Origin of the sequence: Devosia sp., assembly GCF_036406155.1 — a bacterium.
GTDB lineage: Bacteria > Pseudomonadota > Alphaproteobacteria > Rhizobiales > Devosiaceae > Devosia_A.
In genome coordinates, this window is sequence record NZ_DASWVV010000142.1 from 1 (window position 1) to 21,612 (window position 21,612).

A 21,612-nucleotide genomic window follows, 5' to 3' on the forward strand; every position below is an offset into this window, starting at 1 on the left:
TCGGCTGCCTCTACTTCCTCCTCGACCTCGACTTCTTCCTCGGCTTCTTCCATTGCGGCGGTGTCGACCCGCACATGGTCGCCGGCCGGTTTCTCACGATGCTCGTGCGGGCGCGCTTCGCCGCGTTCGATGGCGAAATGCGCCGGGCCGACGTGGTCGTCGGCCACGATGGTGATCGAGAGGTTGTACTTGGCTTCGAGGCCGTTGAGACTGCCGCGCTTGGTATTGAGGATGTAGAGCGCAACGTCGGTCGGAACCTTGACGTTGATGGACTGGCCAGGCTTGCGCAGCACGTGGTCCTCGACCGCGCGCATGACCAGCAGCGCCACGCTCTCGACCGAGCGGACGACGCCGGTGCCCTGGCAGGTCGGGCATTTGTGGGTCGAGCTTTCGACGACGCCGAAGCGGATGCGCTGGCGGCTCATTTCCATGAGGCCAAAATGGCTGATGCGGCCCACCTGGATGCGGGCGCGGTCGTTCTTCAGGCAGTCCTTGAGCTTGCGTTCGACCGCCCGGTTGTTGCGGTTCTCGACCATGTCGATGAAGTCGATGACGATCAGCCCGGCCAGGTCGCGCAACCGCAGCTGCCGGGAAATCTCCTCGGCCGCCTCGAGGTTGGTCTGCAGCGCCGTGTCCTCGATGTTGTGCTCCTTGGTGGAGCGCCCCGAGTTGACGTCTATCGAAACCAGCGCTTCGGTCGGATTGATGACGATATAGCCGCCCGAGGGCAGGGTGACCTGCGGGGAGAACATGGAGTCGAGCTGGGCTTCCACGTTGTAGCGCGAAAAGATCGGCTGATCTTCCTTGTAGAGCTGCACGTTCTTGGCGTGGCTCGGCATGATCATCCGCATGAAGTCCTTGGCCTCGCGGTAGGCCTCGTCGCCGGCCACCAGCAGCTCGTCGATCTCCTTGCTGTAGAGGTCGCGGATGGTGCGCTTGATGAGCGAGCCCTCCTCGTAGACGAGGCAGGGGGCAGTCGACTTGAGGGTCAGCGTGCGCACGTTCTCCCACAGCCGCTGCAGGTATTCGAAATCGCGCTTGACCTCGGCCTTGGTCCGCGACGCACCGGCGGTGCGCAGGATGATACCCTGGCCCTGCGGCACCTCGAGGTCGCCGACGATGTCCTTGAGCCGCTTGCGGTCGGCGGCGTTGGTGATCTTGCGGGAGATGCCGCCGCCGCGCGCGGTATTGGGCATCAGCACGGAATAGCGGCCGGCAAGCGACAGATAGGTGGTGAGGGCGGCACCCTTGTTGCCGCGCTCCTCCTTGACGACCTGCACCAGCATCACCTGGCGCCGCTTGATGACTTCCTGGATCTTGTAGTTGCGGCGCGACACCGAAGGGCGGCGGCGCTCCGGCACTTCCTCGAGGGCATCGCTGCCGCCGATCGATTCCACCGGGCCGGTGTTGGCCGGCGCCTGCTCGATATGGCTGGCATCTTCCTCGTCCGAATCGGGCTGGGACTCGTCGTCTCCGTTTCCCGGCGTGGCGACAGGCAGGTCCAGCGAATTGCCGTGCTCGGCCTCCTGGCGGGCAGCCTCTTCCTCCTCCTCGTCGCGCAGCAGCGCCTCGCGGTCGGCGACGGGGATCTGGTAGTAGTCGGGGTGGATTTCGCTGAAGGCCAGGAAACCGTGGCGGTTGCCGCCATACTCGATGAAGGCCGCCTGCAGCGACGGCTCCACGCGGGTGACCTTGGCGAGGTAGATGTTGCCCCGGAGCTGCCGCCTGGTGGCGGATTCGAAATCGAACTCCTCGAGCCGGTTACCCGAGGTGACGACAATCCGTGTTTCTTCCGGGTGGATGGCATCCACCAGCATGCGCTTTGTAGCCATGAAGACGTACTCCGTGCCTTCGCGCGCCGACGCTTCCGGACCGGCGGGCCGGCCTCCTCAGCGTGGCGCCATGCGAGGCGGGTGTTATGTGAGAGGCGACGCACGACGCGCCGCCGGGGAAATCGGCGTAGGGAACGCCGGATGATGCAGTGGCGCGCGGTGCGCCGCTGGCGGTCTTTTCAGTTGCGCGCGAAGCGCCGCTGGGGAAGGCCTCGTCCGGGGTAAAAGGCATGACATGAGCGCAACCGAAAAGTCGGTTTGCGACAGATTCTGTCCGCCCTGTGGCCATCGGACCTCTTCCTGTGGGCAGGAAGCGGCGCTTGTCGCCGTCACCTGCCATTCGGCCAAAAGGCCGAAAACTCGTCGTCGAGGCATCCAATGTGCCGCACTTCCGGCCCGAAACGAACAATCATGTTCCGAGCCGACCCGCTTTCCCTTTGGGCGCCGAACAGCGTCGGAGCGCTTGTCGCGCACAAGGAACAGGCAGCAGTCCGCCTCAGGAAACCGCTTTAGGGATGTTGCTGCCAAATGGCAACAGGAAAGTCCAAACACGCAGATTTGCGCGACTTTCCCTCAGGCGCCTGCTGCTGCCCGCTTGCAAAAGCGACGCCGGACAACTAACGCCCCAGAATCGCCCACCCTGGGTGTGATCTGTGATGTGCAGCGTTCTGGGAGCGGCTCCGAAGTGTTCAGATCTGCGGCTTGCGGCGCGCGCGGCAGGGGCGCCAGGGACGCGCTTCGCGCCGTCGTCATGGCGATCGCCCTGTTGGTGCCCCTCGTCCCCGCCTGGGGACAGCAAGGGACGGCGGCGCTCCCCGACGTGATAGATGCGCGCGTCACCACGACGCCGCAACGCGCCCGCCTGATCCTCGATCTGTCGGGGCCGACGGAATTCGCCATCGCCTCGCTGCAGGATCCCAACCGCATCGCCATCGACGTCAAGGCCGGCGGGCTGAAGTTCGTGGCCCCCGCCGACGTGGCAGGCGAAGGGGTGGTTTCCGCTTACACCGTGGAGATGGCCGAGTCGGGCCGGGCGCGCACGCTGCTGACCCTGGCCGAGCCGGCGCAGGTGCAGCAGGCCTATGTGCTCGACGCCGTGGCCGACCAGCCGGCGCGCCTCGTCGTCGATTTGATCCTCGACACGCCGGAGGCCTTTGCCGAGCGCGCCGCGAAAGACCTGGCGGCGGCGCGGGCCAACCAGGGCGTCGTGCCGGAAACCGCGCCTACGGAGCCCGGGACGCATGGCCCGGCGACGGCAACGCGCCCGCTGGTGGTGATCGATCCCGGCCATGGCGGCGTTGACAACGGCGCCTCGGCGCCCAACGGCATCCACGAAAAGGACATCACGCTCACTTTCGCGCGAGAGTTGCAGGACGTCCTCGTCGCCTCAGGGCGTTTCGACGTGGCCCTGACCCGCGAAGGCGATACCTTCCTGCGGCTGGAGGAGCGGGTGACGCTGGCGCGCGAGAACAAGGCCGACCTGTTCGTGTCGCTTCACGCCGACAGCTTCGAGCAGCAGGACATTCGCGGTGCCAGCGTCTACACGCGCGACGAGAACGCGACCGACGTGCTCGACAAGGTGCTGGCCGAGAGCGAGAACAAGCGCGACATCGTCGCCGGCTTCGTCGCTCCGGAAATGCGGCCGGAGGTGGTAGACATTCTCGTCGACCTGATGCGGCGGCAGATGCGCCGGCAATCCTACATGGCGGCGCAGGCGATCATCCACCAGCTCGAGCCCAGCGTCACGCTGCGCCGGTTCCCCGTACGCCAGGCGGACTTCTTCGTCCTGCAGGCGCCGGATGTGCCGTCCATCCTGGTGGAACTCGGCTTCCTGTCCAACGGCAAGGATGTCGACAACCTGCAGAAGAGCGAATGGCGGGAGCGTGTGGTCGATGCCCTGGCGCGCGGGATAGCCGACTATTTCGACGGGCTGGATACGCCCATGGTGGCCCAGCAGGCACCATGACAAAGATGCGAAAGCAGCTTTCCGGGTCTGGCGCGGGGTGGGCCGCTGTCCACAATTCCGCCCTTGTCTGATATGATTCACTTGCGGAAATTACCGAATTCGCGCCGCTTGACGGCTGCCGTGCCCGAGGTGCGCTAACCCATGTTTCGATTGTTCGGCTGGCTCTTCGGCTTCGGCGTCTTTCTGGCGATGGCGGCGCTCGGCTTTGCGGCGCTCTATATCGCCCAGGTGTCCAGCGAACTGCCCGACTACACCGTGCTCAAGGACTACCAGCCGCCGGTGACGACGCGCGTGCATGCGGCGGACGGGACGCTGCTCGCCGAATATGCGCGCGAGCGGCGGCTGTTCCAGCCCATCGAGACCATGCCGCAGACGCTGCTGCAGGCGTTCATCTCGGCCGAGGACAAGGACTTCTATGCGCATGGCGGTCTCAGCGTCGACGGCATCATCCGGGCGCTGCGCGACAATCTGATGGCCCGCGTCGAGGGCAACGCCGCCATCCAGGGCGGCGGCTCGACCATCACCCAGCAGGTGGCGAAGAATTTCCTGCTCAGTTCCGAGCAGACCTGGGACCGCAAGATCCAGGAAGCCATCCTGGCAATGCGGATCGAGTCCACCTTCTCCAAGGACAAGATCCTCGAACTTTACCTCAACGAGATCTTCCTCGGCCTCAACTCCTATGGCGTGGCCGCCGCGGCGCTGAACTATTTCGACAAGGCGCTGTACCAGCTGACGCTGAGCGAGTCGGCCTATATTGCCGCGCTGCCCAAGGGGCCCAACAACTATCATCCGTTCCGCCGCCCGAAGCAGGCGATCGAGCGGCGCAACTGGGTGCTCGATCGCATGGCCGAGAACGGCTACATCACCCAGGCGGAGGCCAACCAGGCCAAGCAGGACCCGCTCAACGTCATCCCGCGGCAGTCGGGCAGCCAGCTGTACTCGGCAGAGTACTTCACCGAGGAGGTCCGCCGGCAGCTCAAGGGCCTGTTCGGCGAGGACCAGCTGTATGGCGGCGGGCTCAGCGTGCGCACGACGCTGAATCCCAGGCTGCAGGAGTTCGCGCGCAAGGCGCTGATGGACGGACTCATCGCCTACGACCAGAACGAGGGTTTCCGCGGGCCCGTGGCCAGCGTCGACATCTCGGGCGACTGGGGCGAGGCGGTGGCCGCGATCAAGCCGCTGAGCGACGTACCGGAATGGACGCTGGCCGTGGTGCTGGAGATGGGCGCCAACGAGGCCACGATCGGGCTCAGGCCGGGCACGGACGTCGACGGCAAGCTGCTGCCGGCGCGCGTCACCGGCAAGCTGGCCGGCCCCGACATCAAGTGGGTCAGCAAGCGCCTCTCTGCCGTCCTCAAGACCGGCGACGTCGTCTACGTCTCGGCCATCCCCTCCAGTTCGGGATCCTACACCCTGCAGCAGGTTCCCGAACTGGAGGGCGCGCTGGTCGCCATGGACCCGCGCACCGGGCGCGTGCTGGCGCTGGTTGGCGGGTTTTCCTATGCCGAGTCGGAGTTCAACCGGGCGACGCAGGCCCTGCGGCAGCCGGGCTCGGCGTTCAAGCCGATCGTCTACTCGGCGGCGCTCGACAACGGCTACACGCCGGCCTCGGTGGTGCTCGACGCGCCGCTCGAGATCGTCAACGCCGACGGATCGGTATGGCGCCCGGAAAACTACGCGCAGGAGTTCTACGGTCCCCAGACGCTGCGCCGGGGGATCGAGCGCAGCCGCAACGTCATGACCGTGCGGCTGGCCAAGGACCTGGGCATGCCGCTGGTGGCCGAATACGCCGAGATGTTCGGCATCTACGACGACCTCAAGCCGCTGCTCGCCATGTCGCTGGGTGCCGGCGAGACGACCGACCTGCGCATGACCGCGGCCTTCGCGACCATCGCCAATGGCGGGCGGCGGATCACGCCGACCCTCATCGACCGCATTCAGGACCGTTACGGCAAGACGGTCTACCGCCACGACGAGCGCATTTGCGACGGCTGCGCCGTCGAGACGTGGGCCAACCAGGGTGAACCGCTCATCATCGACAACCGCGAGCAGGTGCTCGATCCGATGACGGCCTACCAGATAACCTCGATGATGGAGGGCGTCGTGCAGCGCGGGACGGGGACCGGGGCCAAGCGCCTCAACCGCCCGGTGGCCGGCAAGACCGGAACCTCGAGCGACTACAAGGACGCCTGGTTCGTCGGCTTCACGCCCGAGCTTGCGGTGGGCGTCTATGTCGGTTTCGACCAGCCGCGCAACATGGGGCGGCAGGCGACCGGCGGCGAACTCGCCGTGCCGATCTTCACCGACTTCATGGAGGACGCCCTCAAGGGCAAGCCGCCGACCCCGTTCGCCATGCCGACGGGCATGACGCAGGTGTGGATCGACCCGGCCACCGGGGTCAAGGCCATGGGCGGCGAGGCGGCGGTCGCCGAGGCGTTCAAGCCCGGCACTGGCCCGAATCTCGTCACGTCGGTCATCGGCGTCGATTCCAACGCCTTCATGACCGTCGAGGAGGGCCAAGCGGCCGGCCAGGACATGCTGCAGGGCCGCGGCGGGCTGTTCTGACCGCCGCAGCGGCAGCGGCCCGCACGGGTTGATCCCGGCGGCATGCTCCTCTACATGAGCCGCGACAACGCAAGGATTGGACATGCGCGCCGAAACCGACAAGACCGTCGCCGAAATCGAGCAGGTGCTGAGCCTGCTGAGGAGGCATCTTTGACTGGGATACAGCTGAACTTCGCCTCGACGACCTGAACGCCCGCACCGAATCCCCCGATTTCTGGAACGACCCCGACAAGGCGCGCGCCCTCATGCGCCAGCGCGACGAACTCGACGTGCAGGTCGGGGCGGTGCGCGACATGCAGCAGGGCCTGCGCGACAACATCGAGCTCATCGAGTTGGGCGAGGCCGAAGGGGACGAGGAGATCGTCCGGGAGGCCGAGGCCGCCCTCACCGAGATGCTGGCACAGGCGCGCCGGGTGCAGATCGAGACGCTGCTTTCCGGCGAGGCGGACGGCAACGACGCCTATGTCGAAATCCATGCCGGGGCAGGCGGCACCGAGAGCCAGGACTGGGCGAGCATGCTGCTGCGCATGTACTCGCGCTGGGCCGAGCGCCGCGGCTTCAAGGTCGAAACGATGGAATTCCACGCCGGCGAGGAAGCCGGCATCAAGTCCGCCACCATCCAGGTGAAGGGCCACAATGCCTATGGCTGGCTGAAGACCGAGAGCGGCGTGCACCGGCTGGTGCGCATCTCGCCCTATGACAGCGCTGCGCGCCGCCACACCAGCTTTTCAAGCGTGTGGGTCTATCCGGTGGTCGACGATACCATCAACATCGAGATCAGCGACGCCGACCTCAAGGTTGATACCTACCGGTCGTCCGGCGCGGGCGGCCAGCACGTGAACACGACCGATTCGGCCATCCGCATCACCCATATCCCATCGGGGATCGTCGTCGCCTGCCAGGCCGAGCGCAGCCAGCACAAGAACCGCGCAACGGCGATGGCGATGCTGAAGGCCCGGCTTTACGAAGCCGAGTTGCAGAAGCGGGAGGAGGCCGCCAACGCCGAGGCCGCCTCCAAGACCGAGATCGGCTGGGGCCACCAGATCCGCAGCTACGTGCTGCAGCCGTACCAGATGGTGAAGGATCTGCGCACCGAGGCGGAAACCTCCAACACCGGCGCCGTGCTCGACGGCGATCTCGACCTGTTCATGGAGGCCTCGCTCGCCGCCCGCGTGGGCGGCGGCGCCGACACCGCCCAGTAGCCCGCAACGAAAAGGCCGGTGGCTTTCGCCACCGGCCAGCAGCATGGACGTGGTCCCATGCACCCCCAGTCAAGAACACCCCGACCCGTCCACGAAAGGGCTTTGGTCGCGACCGGCGCGAGCCTGTCGCGAGGAGTATGATGCCTTGATAGGCCATCCCGCCGCCGTCCGCATGACCTGTTTGGGTGAGGAACGCTGCGAAATACAGATGGACCGGTCGCTCATCTGTCGAGGCAAGTCGTTGCCCTAAGCCGTTGCGCGACCGCGGCTCCGCGCGGAAAGCGGACGCCGAAGCTCGGCAAAGCCGTTATTGGCGCGGACCCACCGTCGCGATCGCCGCGGCATAGGTGATGCCGCCACCGAAGGCGACGAGGCCGAGGCGGTCGCCGGCGTTGCGCGTCGGGAGGGCATCCAGCAGGGCCATGGGAATGGTCGAGGAACTGGTGTTGCCGAGGTACCTGATCACCGAGTGGGCCGGACGGCCCGACTTGCGGGCAATGGCCTCGATGATGCGCTGGTTGGCCTGGTGCGGCACCATCAGGTCGATGTCGTCCATGGTAATGCCCTGGGCATTGCAGGCCGAGAGCAGGGTCTGTGTCATCGCGCGCACGGCGTCGGCGAACACCTCCCGCCCGTTCATCTGCACATAGCCATCGCCCGCGCGAGGGACGCGCAGCAGCTTGCCCGATTCCGGGGCGCCCGAAATGGTCGGGCGCGCAAAGGTGAAGAGCGGGGCAGGGTCGCGTTCGGCGCTTTGCACCAGGGATGCCGTCGCGGCGTCGGCGAAGATGACGGCGGTATTGAAGTCGTGCTGGTCGAGCAGGGGCGATAGCACTTCCGAGGTGACGACGAGGACCCGCGCCCCCGGCTGATTGAGCACGAAGTCCCGGGCCTGGGCCAGGGCGTACAGATAACCCGAGCAGGCGGCGTTGATGTCGTACGCCGCAAGCAGGTTGCGGCCGGACGTGCTGAGGCCATCCGCCACGCGGCAGGCCAGCGATGGCGTGATGATGTCCGGCGTGCCGGTGGTGGCGATCACGAGGTCGATGTCGCCGATGTCAAGCTGCTGCTCGGCCAGCAGCTTGCCAGCCGCGGCCAAAGCCAGGGAAAGCACGGTTTCGCCTGGCGCCACCCAGCGGCGGCTTTCGATGCCGGTGAGCTTGACGATATCGGCCGCTTCCCGGGTCTGCCAGTTGCCCCGCAGGTCGGCATTGGCCACCTTGCGGCTGCCGGTGACGGCGGCGATGCCGCTGACACCGACCGGAATGTCGAGGGCGGCGGCGGCGGCAACGGCCGGCCGCGCCGTGCTTCGCGGCCGGAGGCGGGCGGTATCGATGCGTTCGGCGGTGACGGCGGCGGTCGCGGCGACGCTGTCCGGGTCCGCCTCCACCAGCATCAACGGGGCGCCGACGGCGACCTTGTCGTGGACGGCGACGGGGATTTCCAGCACCGTCCCTGCCACCGTGGCCTCGATGTCCACCGCCGCCTTGGTGGCCTCGACGACGGCAACGAGCTGGCCGATCCGGATGGTGTCGCCGGGGCGAACGGCGATCTCGACGATTTCGACCTCGTCGTCGGCCGGCCCCGAACCGATGGCCTTGATCGCCACGGGACCGGAGCGCTCCTCCGCCCGCTCCCATTCGAGGTCGAACTCGAGCAGTTCCGCACAGGTTTCGAGGATGCGCCGGTAGGAGGGGAGCACCTCGATCTGCGTCTCGAAGTGAAATGGCACATAACCATCGGCCCGCGCCACGCGGCGGACGGCCACCGGGACGCCAGCCCTCTCGGCGACCGTCGCCAGCACCTCGCCGCCAAATCCGGCGGTGCGGTTGTCCTCGTGCACGACGACGAGACGCCGCGTGCGGCGGACGCTGCGCAGCACCGCCTCCTCGTCCCAGGGCGAGATGGAACGCAGGTCGATGAGGTCGACGGAAATGCCGGCGCCAGCAAGGGTCTCGGCCGCCATGAGGCTCTGGGCCAGCGGATTGCCGTAGGTGACGAGCGTCAGGTCGTTGCCGGCGGCCACGGTGCGGGCCTTGCCGGGATGGACGAAGTGATCGGCGCAGTCATCCGATGTCCGCCGGTCCGCGAGGTTGAGGCTGCTCTTGGGATAGAGGAAGACGGTGGGCCGCCCGGAGGCGAAGGCGGCGTTGAGCAGTCCGGCGGCATCGCCGGCGCTCGAGGGCATGACGATGTCGATACCGGGCGTGTGGGCCATGACCGCCTCCAGCGTCTGCGCATGGAAGGGGCCAAGTCCGGGCTTGTAGCCGCCACAGCTGACCATGAGGATGACGGGAGCCTGCCAGGCGCCGTTCGTGCGCCAGTACATCGAGCCCAGCTCGGACAGGATCTGGTTGAAGGCAAGCGGCAGGAAGTCGGCGAACTGGATGAAGGCGACCGGCCGCTGGCCGGCGAGCGCCCGTCCGATGGAGGTGCCGACGATGGTGGATTCCGACAGGGCCGAGTTGCACACCCTGCCTTGGAAGCTGGAGCTGAGGCCGCGGGTCACCCCGAACACGTCGCCCTTGGGGTCCTCGATGTCCTCGCCGAGCAGGCACACGGCTGGGTCGCTCTCGAGCTGGCGGCGCAGGACGCGGTTGAGGGCCTCACGCATGGTCAGCGCCGGCGCATCCGGGTTGCCCCGGTACTCGCGGCGCCCGGAAAAGGCGGCCGGGTATGCGACCTTCGCCGTGCCCGGGTCGGCCGGGCCCGGTTCCGCTCGCGCTTCGGCAGCGGCCTGCGCGACCTCGGCGATGAGGGCCGTCTCGAGCTGAGCCAGCGCCGCGTCGCCCATCTGCGACTCGCGCAGCGAATTGCGGATGGCCTCGAGGGGATCGCGTTTCCGGCTGGCCGCAAGGTCCTCGGCGGTGCGGTAGATCTCCTGGTCGTCCGCATTGGTGTGGTTGGAGAGCCGCTCGACGTCGAGGACGAGCAGGCTGGGGCCGCGGCTCCGCCGCGTGTGCGTCACAGCCGCCTCGAAGGCGGTCCGTGTCGCGGCGAGGTCGGCGCCGTCGACGCGCCGGATGCCGAGGCCCATGATGTGGTCGGCGGGACCGGACGGCAGGTCGAAGAAGGTCCGCCCGGGCGTCGCGGTGGAAATCGACCAGCGGTTGTTCTGCACCACGAACAGCACCGGGGCGTCGCTGCGCACCGCCTCCGCCAGCGCCTCGAGGAACTCGCCCTGCTGGGTGGTGCCGTCGCCGACGCAGCACAGCACGAGGGGGGTGTCGGGCTGGTTGCGTACCGCCTGCGCGTTGCCGACGGCTTGCAGGGCGTTGTTGCCGACCGGGCCGACCATGGAAGCCACGTTGAGCTGCCGCGCCGAGAAGTGGGCGCTCATCTGCCGCCCGGCCGAATGCGAGGGGCCCGTTGCCAGCAGGCCGCGGAAGAACTCGGCGACCGGCAGGCCGCGCGCCAGCAGCAGCGCCTTGTCGCGATAGTGCAGATGCAGCCAGTCCTGTGGCCCCAGGTAATCGGCCACCAGCGCCGTCGCCTCGTGCCCGGCGCCGGACACGTGGAAGTGGGCGAGGCCCTGCTTGACGTAGGCCTGCTCGACACGATCGACCTCGCGCGCCAGGAACATGGCGCGGTGCAACCTCAGCATGGTCGGGATGTCGGAGGTCATCAGCATCGTACGCAAACCGTAAACCGGCCCAAGGTGAAAAACCAGAACACTTGTGTGATGTTGCCGGGGTTGCGGCGGCTCCGCACGCGTCAGGCCGGCGGCTGGCCGGCCAAGACCGTGGACCGCTCAGACCCCCATGAAGCGGGCGAGGCGCCTGCCGGCGGCGAGGACGCGCGCCGGGTCCAGTGCACGGTCGTTGCGCCGGACCTCGAAATGCAGATGCGGGCCGGTCGAGCGCCCGGTCGAGCCGACCCTGGCGACCGGCATTCCGGTTCTGACGAGTTGCCCCTCCTTGGCGATAAAGCCGGACAGATGGGCGTAGCGGGTCACCAGGCCGTCGTCATGGGTGATCTCGACGACATTGCCGTAGCCGGATTTCCTGCCGACGAAGGTGACTCGGCCGAAGCCGGCGCTGAGCACCAGCGTGCCCGTGGCTGCCGGAAAATCCAGGCCGGAATGGAAGGCCCTGCCCCTGGTGAAGGGGTCCATGCGGTTGCCGAATCCCGAACTCGTGCGCGGGACGCCATCCAGAGGCGGGTGGATCGGCGCCACGGCGAGCGCGCCGCGCGCCGCCTTGAAGCGGGCAAGGGCTTCGGCGACGGCGTTGGCCTCGTCGAGGAGGCCGGGGGCATCGGGGGCGTCGCCCGGTGGAAGGTAGGGCCCGCCCACGGCGTCGGGCAGCGGACCCGGAAGCTCCGGCTGGATGCCGATCGTCTGCAACTCGCCGAGGATGGCATCGGTCGACTGCGTCGCCGCCCCGGAGAGTGCCGACAGCGCGAGGCGGCTGTCATCGAGCATCTGGTTGATCGCCTGCGCCGCGGCGGCAATGTCGTCGTCCGCGGCGCTGCCCGCCGCGGCGACCGGCACGGGCGGAGCGGCGGGCTCGCCCGTGGCGACCTGCGCCGCTTCGATGCCGAGTTCTGACGCCTGTTCGGCCAGCCGCCTGACGTATTGATGCTGTTCCAGCAACAGTTCCTGCTGCTGGCTCAGTTCCTGCAACTGCAGATTGACGTCGCCGGCCTGCGCGTAGTGGCGCGAATGCAGGCGATCGATTTCGATGCGCAGTTGCGCGATGCGGTCCTCATAGGCGGCGATGACCCGCTCGTTCTCCCCGTTGACGAGGCCGACAATGTCGGGGGCCATCAACAGGGCGACGAGCGTGACGACGTTGGCAGCGAAGAGGGCGGCAAAGCTGCCATAGAACAGGGCCGGATGGATGCCGTTGCGCCGGACCCGCACGGGCCGGTCCTTGCCGAACGTCCTGTCCGGGGGCGATGGTTTCTGACGCACGGACGACAACTCCGGAACGCGACTTGGCGGTCCGGCGATCATTGCTCGGTAACGTTAACAAAGCCGAAAAGGAACGCGGTCGCTTGCCTAGGCGGCGAGGAGCGCGCGCGTCGCCTCCAGAACCTGGGCGGCATGCCCCTTGATGCGTGTCACTCGCCAGATGCCGGCGATGGCGCCGTCCGGCCCGACGAGGAAGGTCGTGCGGATCAATCCCGTGTAGGCGCGTCCGAAGGTGGTCTTGGGACCCCAAACGCCATATGCGGCGATCGCCTGGTGGTCGGGATCTGCAGCCAGCACAAGCTTCAGGTCGTATTTGTCGCGGAACCGGCAGTGTTCGGCCACGCTGTCGGGCGATATGCCGACGACATGGGCGCCGAGCCCCCTGAAGTCCGGCATCAGTTGCGTGAATTCCCGGTTCTCGAGGGTGCAGCCCTCAGTGTCGTCCTGGGGGTAGAAAACGAGCACGACCGGGGAGCCCCTATGCTCCGAGAGGCGGAAGACGCCGCCGCTGTCGGTGGCAAGAGCAAAGTCGGGCGCCGGCGCGCCGATTGCCATGGCCGGCATGGTCGAATCTCCCCGTTTCCGAACGCATCAACACCACGGCATATATGGGTTTGTGCGCCATATTCCAGCCGGTATCATCGGGCAGTAGAGCCCGTGCCCCGGTTGATTCTAGGATAGCGGGCCAAGCCGGGCAGTCTCAAGTCGGAAACCAGTGAAGCCAACACCAGAGCCAGGTCAAAAGGTCCGGAGGCGCTCCACGTTGCGCGCTGTCGCGCGGGTCGCCGCATGGGTGTTCGGGGTCCCGCTGACGCTGCTCGCCGTCCTCTATGTCATCCTGCTGATCACGCCGATCCCGCTGCCGTTCGTCAACAGTCAGGTGCGCAACCTGGTCCTCAGTTCCATGCCGGAGGGGAGCGAACTGGAACTGGGGGACATGGCGCTGGCGCTCGAGGCCTACGCCTGGCCGGTGATCAAGTTCAGTCCTGTGGTCTATACCGATGCGCACAGCGGCGCCAAGATCCGCATGGACGCGCTGGAAGTGGGGTTTTCCCCCGTGCGCGCCCTCATCGGCCAGCCCGGCGCCACGATTGCCATCGTCGCACCGCACCTGCAGGTGAACCAGGATCTGTTCGGTCCGCGCCTGACCAGTTTCGAGATCGTGCCTGATCCGAACGGCGGCCGGCCGACCGTGCGGGTGATCGAAGGGACGGCGGCATTTCCCCAGGTCGGCATTTCCGCCCATGGCGTCGACGTGAAGGGCGAGTCGCCGACGGCAGGGCCGCAGATGCGGTCCGACAATGACTGGCTGATCTACAATCTCGAGGCGGCGGGAGCCGGCATCGCGGCCATCATGGAACAGGCGGAACTCGGGCGCTTCTCGCGCCTGCTGGTACGCGGCGGCACGCTCGACATGAACGACGCGCTGTACGGCCTGTTCCGTACCTTCAACGACATCACGCTCGACATTTCACCCACCGCCGACGGCAAGGTGGTGGAAGGCAACTTCTCGGCCGATTTCGGCGGCACGGTGATGAACGGCATCGTCGAGCGCCTGCTGTCCGAGGACGGGCGCGAGGCGCGGCTGAAGGCCTCGATCACCAATCTCGACCTCGCCTCGTTCCTGCCGTTCGTCGACGACCCCGAAGCCATCATGTCCCTGGTCGGCCCCAGCGCGGTCTCGATCGACGTCGGTTTCGACGCGGCCACCAACAAGGTGCTGGACGGCATCTTCCATGTCGACCTGACCGGCACCGACCTGCGCATCGACGACGACTACTTCCCCGTGGCGACGAGCATCGCCGAGATCAAATGGGAACCCGCCATCGGCCAGTTCACCATGGGCGAGACGCAGGTATCGATCGGTGAAAGCTCGGGCAGGACGTCGGGGGTGTTCGTGCTCGGGCTGGATGAACTGTACGGCCCGACGGTCGGCATCTCGATGCGCGCTTCCGACGTCAGCATTCATTCGGAGTTGGGCGCCCCCGAGACGCCGTTCTCGGAGATGACGTTCACGGGCTGGTCGGCCCCGCTCTACGGCGCCATGGGGATCGACCAGTTCCAGGCCAGCAAGCTCGATGGCGCGCGCCTTGCCGGAACCGGGCGGGTCGACATGTTGCGCAGCGGCATGGGCTTCGACATGACCATTGCCGGCGAGGGCATTACGGCCGACGATCTCAAGCGGCTGTGGCCGTATTTCATCGCCACCGACTCGCGCGAGTGGTTCGTCAAGAACGTGGTGGCCGGCAAGATCGGCGCCTCCTCGATGAAGTACTCGTTTCCGGTCGGCACCGTTGCCAAGAAGGGCGAGAACAAGCCGATCCCCAAGAACGGCATGTATATCGACATCACCGGCGTCGGGGTGAAGATCATCCCCATGGAGGGCATGGGGCCGATCGCCATCGACGGTGAAACGAGGCTGGAGGTGCGGGACAACCAGGTCACCGTCGCCGCCGACGGCGGCACCGTGATGACCGCGGGCGGCCCGATCGCGGTGGCCAACGCCGCCCTCGTCATGGGCAGCGAACGCCCGGACGAGCGGCTCATCGAGATTTCCGGCGACCTGTCGGGCGACATTCCCGCCCTGGTCGCCTTTGCCCGCGACAAGCAGCCCGAGCTGCTGGCCAAGGGCGGCCTGCCGGTCGACCTGGATGCGCTCGGCGGCGACCTCAGCCTCACGCTGGTATCGACCATCGTCCTCGACGCGCAGGGCCAGACCAAGAGCCTCGACTACGCCGTCAACGGCGTGGTGCAGGACTTTGCCAGCGCCGAGCCGCTCGACAGCCACACCATCGCCAACGGGCAGTTCTCCTTCGTGGCCTCGCAGGCCGGTTTCCGGGTCGCGGGCGGGGCGGTGGTCGACGGGATCGTGGCCGACGTGGTGCTCGAAGGCAAGCTCGAGGAGGGAGCCCCGCCGCCCACCGTGCTGCTGAGTTCGACGCTCGACGCCGAGGACCTCAAGAAGATGGGGTTCGACGTCTCCGAGTTCATCCGGGGCCAGGTGAAGTTCGTGGCGAGGCCAATGCCGGACGCCAGCATCCAGATGGCGGTCGACCTCGAGAAGGCCGAGGTCACCATCAAGGATCTCGGGATCAGCAAGGCGGCCGGCGTGCCCGGGGCCCTGAGGGCTGCGGTCCGCCAGGATGGGACGGTCACCGAACTGAGCCAGATCGACGTGAGTTTCGGCGACGTCAAGCTGGCCGGCAGCCTGCAGTACGAGGAGAAGGAGGGCCTGCGCTCGGCCGAGTTCAGCAATTTCGCGCTCAGCAGCGGCGACCAGGCGCAGATGTCGCTGACGCCGATCAACGGCGGCTACCAGGTGCGCGTACGCGGCGAGCAGCTCGACCTCAAGCCGATGTTCAAGCGCTTCTTCGGGCTGGGGGGCGATTCGACCGGCGGCCCGCAGGCGACCGCCTTCACCCAGACCATCGCCCTCGACGTCGAGCTCAAGCGGGCGCTGGGTTTCTACAAGACGACGGCGTTCAACCTCGACCTCGACCTCGTGCTGCGGGGGGCGGACCTGCAGAGGGCCAGCCTGCAGGCGCAACTGGGCGCCGAGCGCAGCGTGTCGGTGACCACCAACCCCACGCCCGACGGCAAGGTCATGTCGGTGGCGTTCAACGACCTGGGCACGATCCTCAGGCTGCTGGGCGTCTATCCCAATATCGAGGGCGGCCAGGGCAGCCTGGTGATCGACACGGTCGACGAGCGCAAGCTCGACGTGGGCCGCTTCGTGCTCAGGGACTTCGCCATCGTCGACGAGGACAACGTCGCTCAGATTCTCGGCAACCACCAGGAGTCGCGGCAACTCATCGCGCGCCAGAACAAGCTGACGTTCCGCAGCGGCGAGGTGCAGTTCCTGCGCCGCAAGGACAGGATCGAAGTGACCGATGCCATCCTCAGCGGCGACACGGTCGGCGGCACCGCGCGCGGCTTCATCTACACCGACACCCGCCAGTACGACCTGTCGGGAACCTACGTGCCGCTGTTCGGGCTCAACAACGTCTTCCAGAAGCTGCCCATCTTCGGCCCGCTGCTGGGCGGCCGGGAGGGCGAGGGCCTTCTCGGCGTGACGTTTGCCATTCGCGGGCCGCTCGACAACCCCGACTTCAAGGTAAACCCGATGTCGGCGCTGGTCCCGGGCGCCTTCCGGCGCATCTTCGAGTACCGGGCGCGCGAGGCCCCGCGGGTGGAATAGGCCCGTCGCTAAACGGGCTTCACCAGGGCGTGCCGCTTCCTGCCGACGGAAACCTTGATGACGCCTTCCGGCAGAAGCATGTTCTTGCCGATGCTTAGACGCTCATCTTCAACCAGGCCGTCATTGAGCCGCACGGCGCCCGACTGGACGCTGCGACGCGCGTCGCTGTTGGAGACGGCGAGGCCGACCTTGACCAGCAGATTGAGGATACCGATGCCGGCGTCGAGTTCGGAGCGGGCGATTTCGGTGGTCGGCAGGGACAGGTCGATGGCACCTGCCTCGAAGGTCGCCCGCGCCGCCTCGGCGGCCTGCTCGGCGGCCTCGCGGCCGTGCACCACGGCCGTCGCCTCGGTGGCGAGTATCTTCTTGGCTTCGTTGAGTTCGGCGCCGCCGAGCCCGGCCAGCCGGGCGATTTCATCGAGCTTCAGGCGCGTAAAGATCTTGAGGAAGCGCCCGACGTCGGCGTCCTCCGTGTTGCGGAAATATTGCCAGAACTCGTAGGGGGAGAACAGGTCGCCGTTGAGCCAGACCGCGCCGCTGGCGGTCTTGCCCATCTTCTGGCCGGAGGACGTCGTCAGCAGCGGGGTGGTCAGGGCGTAGAGCTGCGGGCCGCCCATGCGGTGACTGAGATCGACGCCGTTGATGATGTTGCCCCACTGGTCCGAGCCGCCCATCTGCAGCACCGTGCCGTAGCGGCGGTTGAGCTCGACGAAGTCGTAGCCCTGCATGATCATGTAGTTGAATTCAAGAAATGACAGTGACTGGTCACGGTCCAGGCGCAGTTTGACACTGTCGAAAGATAGCATGCGATTGACGGAGAAATGTCGTCCGACCTCCCGCAAGAATTCGACATAGTTTAGCTTCAGCAGCCAGTCGGCGTTGTTGACCATGATGGCGTCGGTTGGGCCGTCGCCGAAGCGCAGGATCTTCGAGAAGATGCGCTTGATCCCCTCAATGTTGGTGGCGATGGTCTCGACCGACAGCAATTTGCGCTGCTCGTCGCGGAACGAGGGATCGCCCACCATCGACGTGCCGCCGCCCATCAGGGCGATCGGCCGGTGGCCGGTTTCCTGCAGCCAATACAACAGGGTAGCGGTGATCAGGTTGCCGATATGCAGGCTGGTGGCGGTCGCGTCGTAGCCGACATAGCCGGTGATCGGGCCGGCCAGCGCCAGCGCATCGAGGCCCTCGGGATCGGAAACCTGGTGGATCAGGCCGCGTTCATCCAGCACCTGCAGGAAGTCTGAGCGAAATTTTGCCATGTGGAGGAACGCCTTCTGAACGGAGTTTACGCGGGCGAGGGGCGGGAAGGGGACCTCAACGGCCCTTGCCGGCCGCGATCTCGGCACGGCGGCGGTCGAGGTACTCGCTGCACTTGCCGATCAGTTCCTCGACCTTGCCCTCGTAGAAGTGGTTGGCGCCCTCGACGATCTGCTGCTCGATGGTGATGCCCTTCTGCGTCTTGAGCTTGTCGACCAGCTTCTGCACCGCCTGCGGCGGCGCCACCCGGTCGCGGTCGCCGTGGATGATGAGGCCGGAGGAAGGGCAGGGGGCGAGGAAGGAGAAGTCGTACAGGTTCTCCGGCGGCGACACCGAGATGAAGCCCTCGACCTCGGGCCGGCGCATCAGCAACTGCATGCCGATCCAGGCCCCGAAGGAAAAGCCGGCGATCCAGCAGCCGCGGCTTTCCCGGTTCAGGCTCTGCAGCCAGTCGAGCGCGGACGCGGCGTCCGACAATTCGCCGATGCCGTGGTCGAACACGCCCTGCGAACGGCCGACGCCGCGCGAGTTGAAGCGCAGGACGGAAAAGCCGCGCTGGGCGAACATGTAGAACAGGTGATAGACAATCTGATTGTTCATCGTGCCGCCGAATTCGGGGTGCGGGTGCAGCACGATGGCGATCGGGGCGTTGGGATCCTTGCCCTGTTGATACCGGCCCTCCAGGCGTCCTTCAGGTCCGTTGAAAATCACTTCTGGCATCGGTCGGTTTCCTCAGGCAGGCGCGGCACCGGCACGTCCGGCCAGCGGATTCCCGGCTTGACGAACGTGCCGCCGCTACCTAAAACAGGTGGCGAAAAACCAGTTTAGAATCGTTCGAAACTGGTTTCCCGGGATCGGTCGAACCGGCTCTTGCGGCCGCTACCGGGTGGGTGAGCGCTCTTTTAGAGAATGTGAGCGCCCGATTTCAAGCAGTGTTTCGGGGTAGTATGGGCACCGACGCGCCGAGGCGACATGAAATGACTCAGGCAGCCACCTATCTCGACCACAACGCCTCCGCCCCGCTCCTGCCGGAAGCGAAGGCGGCGATGCTGGCGGCGTTCGAGCTGACCGGCAACCCGTCCTCGGTGCACCGGCACGGGCGGCTGCTGCGCAATGCCGTGGACACGGCGCGCCGCCAGGTGGCGAGGCTGGCAGGCGCGGAACACGACCAGGTGGTCTTCACCGGCTCGGCCACCGAAGCCATCACCCAGGCCATCGTCGGCGGCGCGGATGCGCTCAGGATCGATGGCATCGTGATCAGCGCCGGCGAGCACGTCGCGGCCCTCAAGGCCGCCGAACTGACCGGGCTGCCGGTCACCCGCGTGGACCTCGACGGGGACGGGCGCATCCGGGTCGACCAGCTCGCCGCCGCGATCGGTTCGGCGGACATGGTCGGCCTGCGGCTCCTGGTCTGCGTGCACCTCGTCAACAACGAGACCGGGGTGGTCCAGCCCGTCGAGGACATCGAGCGGCTGGTGGGGCCGAGCCCGCATTACCTTTTCGTCGACGCGGTGCAGGGGTTCGGCAAGCTGGATCTGGCATTCGCCGCACGGGCACCCGATATGATGGCATTGAGTGCCCACAAGATCGGCGGGCCGGCCGGCGTCGGCGCCCTGCTGCTCAAGGGACACGCCGACCAGGTCAGGCTGATCCCCGGCGGCGGCCAGGAACAGGGCCGTCGCGGCGGGACCGAGCCGGCGGCACTGATCGCCGGGTTCGGCGCCGCGGCGGACAGTTTCCCGGGTCGCTTCGAGAAGGCGGGAGCCGCCGCGTTGATCGAGCGTGCCGAAGCCGGCATGCGGGCGGTCGCGCCCGATCTCGTGGTATTCGGCGCGGCGGCGAGGCGCGTCGGCAGCGTCAGCAATTTCGCGGTGCCGGGGCTGAAGAACTCGGTGGCCATGATGGGCCTCGACCTGCTGGGGCTGTCGGTATCGGCAGGATCCGCCTGCTCCTCCGGCAAGGTGGGCCCCAGCCACGTACTGGCAGCCATGGGGGTTGCCCCCGAACTGGGCGAATGCGCCCTGCGTTTGAGTTTGGGATGGTCTTCGACGGCAGATGACGTCGCAGCGTTTCTCAGTGGATTTGGCGAGGTCGTCGGACGGCATCGCAGCCGGCACGGCCGGGCAGCTTAGGAAAGAAGGACATGGCATCAGTAGCTTTCGACATCCCCACGCTGAAGGAGGAGATCGAGCGGGAGACCGTGGAACAGGTGCTCGCGCTCGATGTCGATAAGTACAAGTACGGGTTCGAGACCGAGATCGAGAGCGAGAAGGCCCCCAAGGGCCTCAACGAGGACATCATCCGGCTGATCTCGAAGAAGAAGGACGAGCCCGAGTGGATGCTGGAGTGGCGGCTGGACGCCTATCGCCACTGGCTCACCATGGACGAGCCGCGCTGGTCGCGGGTGAAGTATCCCAAGATCGACTTCCAGGACATCTACTTCTACGCGGCGCCGAAGTCGGCGAAGGGGCCGCCGAAGAGCCTCGACGAGGTCGATCCCAAGCTGCTCGAAATGTACGAGAAGCTGGGCGTGCCGCTGAGGGAGCGCGAGGTCCTGGCCGGCGTCGAGCGCCCAAAGGTGGCGGTCGATGCAGTGATCGACTCCGTCTCCGTGGTCACCACCTTCCGCGAGGAACTGGCCAAGGTCGGGATCATCTTCTGCTCCATCAGCGAGGCGATCCGGGAGCACGGGGACCTGGTGAAGCAGTATATCGGCTCGGTCGTGCCGGTGTCGGACAACTACTATGCCACGCTCAACTCGGCGGTCTTCACCGACGGGACGTTCTGCTACATCCCCAAGGGCGTGCGCTGCCCGATGGAGCTGTCGACCTACTTCCGCATCAACGAGAAGAAGACCGGCCAGTTCGAGCGCACCCTGATCATCGCCGAGCCCGACAGCTATGTGAGCTATCTCGAGGGCTGCACGGCGCCGAGCCGCGATGAGAACCAGCTGCACGCGGCGGTGGTGGAACTGGTGGCGCACGACAACGCCGAGATCAAGTACTCGACCGTGCAGAACTGGTACCCCGGGGACAAGGACGGCAAGGGCGGCGTCTACAATTTCGTCACCAAGCGCGGCGACTGCCGCGGCGCCGGCTCCAAGATCTCCTGGACGCAGGTGGAAACCGGTTCGGCCATCACCTGGAAGTACCCGAGCTGCATCCTGCGCGGCGACAATTCGCGCGGCGAGTTCTATTCCATCGCCATCTCGAACGGGTACCAGCAGGTCGACTCCGGGACCAAGATGATCCACCTCGGCAAGAACACGTCGAGCCGCATCATCAGCAAGGGCATTGCCGCCGGCTTCTCGGACAACACCTATCGCGGCCAGGTGTCGGCGCACGCCCGGGCCAAGGGCGCGCGCAACTTCACCCAGTGCGACAGCCTGCTGATCGGCGACAAGTGCGGGGCCCACACCGTGCCCTATATCGAGAGCCGCAACGCCACGGCGGTGTTCGAGCACGAGGCGACGACGTCCAAGATCTCGGACGACATGCTGTTCTATTGCCAGCAGCGCGGGCTTTCCGCGGAAGAGGCGGTGGCGCTGATCGTCAACGGCTTCGTGCGCGACGTGCTGCAACACCTGCCCATGGAATTCGCCGTCGAGGCGCAGAAACTCATCTCGGTGAGCCTGGAAGGCAGCGTCGGGTAGGCGCGCGCCTAGGAAAAGGCGG

12 protein-coding genes are annotated in these 21,612 nt (G+C 66.7%); 6 read left to right on the forward strand and 6 right to left on the reverse strand.

The window, feature by feature from the left end:
- Nucleotides 1–1,832, reverse strand: a 1,832-nt coding sequence (locus VGD93_RS09025) for an Rne/Rng family ribonuclease (RefSeq protein ID WP_395011278.1), incomplete at its 3' end; no start/stop codon positions are given.
- Between the two features lie 685 nt (nt 1,833–2,517).
- Here VGD93_RS09025 and VGD93_RS09030 point away from each other — a divergent pair.
- The 3 genes from VGD93_RS09030 to prfB all read left to right on the forward strand — a co-directional run bounded on the left by VGD93_RS09030 (nt 2,518) and on the right by prfB (nt 7,565).
- A complete protein-coding gene (locus tag VGD93_RS09030; protein WP_395011280.1) occupies nt 2,518–3,798 on the forward strand; it encodes an N-acetylmuramoyl-L-alanine amidase in 1,281 nt (426 codons plus the stop codon).
- Nucleotides 3,799–3,939: 141 nt separating this feature from the next.
- Nucleotides 3,940–6,363, forward strand: a complete 2,424-nt coding sequence (locus VGD93_RS09035; protein ID WP_395011282.1) for a penicillin-binding protein 1A — start codon at nt 3,940–3,942, stop codon at nt 6,361–6,363.
- Nucleotides 6,364–6,445: 82 nt separating this feature from the next.
- A protein-coding gene (prfB, locus tag VGD93_RS09040; protein WP_395011283.1) for a peptide chain release factor 2 occupies nt 6,446–7,565 on the forward strand; the annotation gives its coding sequence in 2 pieces (ribosomal slippage) (nt 6,446–6,514 and nt 6,516–7,565; 1,119 coding nt in all).
- Nucleotides 7,566–7,872: 307 nt separating this feature from the next.
- On the opposite strand, the gene VGD93_RS09045 is transcribed toward prfB, so the two are convergent.
- From VGD93_RS09045 to VGD93_RS09055, 3 genes are all read right to left on the reverse strand, one after another.
- Nucleotides 7,873–11,190, reverse strand: a complete 3,318-nt coding sequence (locus VGD93_RS09045) for a thiamine pyrophosphate-dependent enzyme (RefSeq protein WP_395011285.1) — start codon at nt 11,188–11,190, stop codon at nt 7,873–7,875.
- A gap of 126 nt (nt 11,191–11,316) precedes the next feature.
- The gene (locus VGD93_RS09050; RefSeq protein WP_395011287.1) at nt 11,317–12,480 is read right to left on the reverse strand and encodes a M23 family metallopeptidase; all 1,164 of its coding nucleotides are present in this window, start codon (nt 12,478–12,480) and stop codon (nt 11,317–11,319) included.
- An 87-nt stretch (nt 12,481–12,567) separates the two neighbouring features.
- Nucleotides 12,568–13,044, reverse strand: a complete 477-nt coding sequence (locus VGD93_RS09055) for a peroxiredoxin (RefSeq protein WP_395011289.1) — start codon at nt 13,042–13,044, stop codon at nt 12,568–12,570.
- A 199-nt stretch (nt 13,045–13,243) separates the two neighbouring features.
- Between VGD93_RS09055 and VGD93_RS09060 the strand changes: the two genes are divergently transcribed.
- Nucleotides 13,244–16,678 carry an AsmA-like C-terminal domain-containing protein gene (locus VGD93_RS09060; RefSeq protein ID WP_395011291.1) on the forward strand — a complete coding sequence of 1,145 codons (3,435 nt, stop codon included), beginning with the start codon at nt 13,244–13,246 and terminating at the stop codon, nt 16,676–16,678.
- Between the two features lie 8 nt (nt 16,679–16,686).
- On the opposite strand, the gene tyrS is transcribed toward VGD93_RS09060, so the two are convergent.
- Nucleotides 16,687–17,940, reverse strand: coding sequence for a tyrosine--tRNA ligase (gene tyrS / locus VGD93_RS09065; RefSeq protein ID WP_395011293.1), 1,254 nt, complete (start codon nt 17,938–17,940; stop codon nt 16,687–16,689).
- Nucleotides 17,941–17,995: 55 nt separating this feature from the next.
- Nucleotides 17,996–18,658, reverse strand: coding sequence for an alpha/beta hydrolase (locus VGD93_RS09070; protein WP_395011295.1), 663 nt, complete (start codon nt 18,656–18,658; stop codon nt 17,996–17,998).
- A 257-nt stretch (nt 18,659–18,915) separates the two neighbouring features.
- Here VGD93_RS09070 and VGD93_RS09075 point away from each other — a divergent pair, with 257 nt between their 5' ends.
- Both VGD93_RS09075 and sufB read left to right on the forward strand, forming a co-directional pair.
- A complete protein-coding gene (locus VGD93_RS09075; protein ID WP_395011297.1) occupies nt 18,916–20,070 on the forward strand; it encodes a cysteine desulfurase family protein in 1,155 nt (384 codons plus the stop codon).
- Nucleotides 20,071–20,081: 11 nt separating this feature from the next.
- Nucleotides 20,082–21,590, forward strand: coding sequence for a Fe-S cluster assembly protein SufB (sufB, locus tag VGD93_RS09080; protein ID WP_395011299.1), 1,509 nt, complete (start codon nt 20,082–20,084; stop codon nt 21,588–21,590).
- Nucleotides 21,591–21,612: the final 22 nt, after the last annotated feature.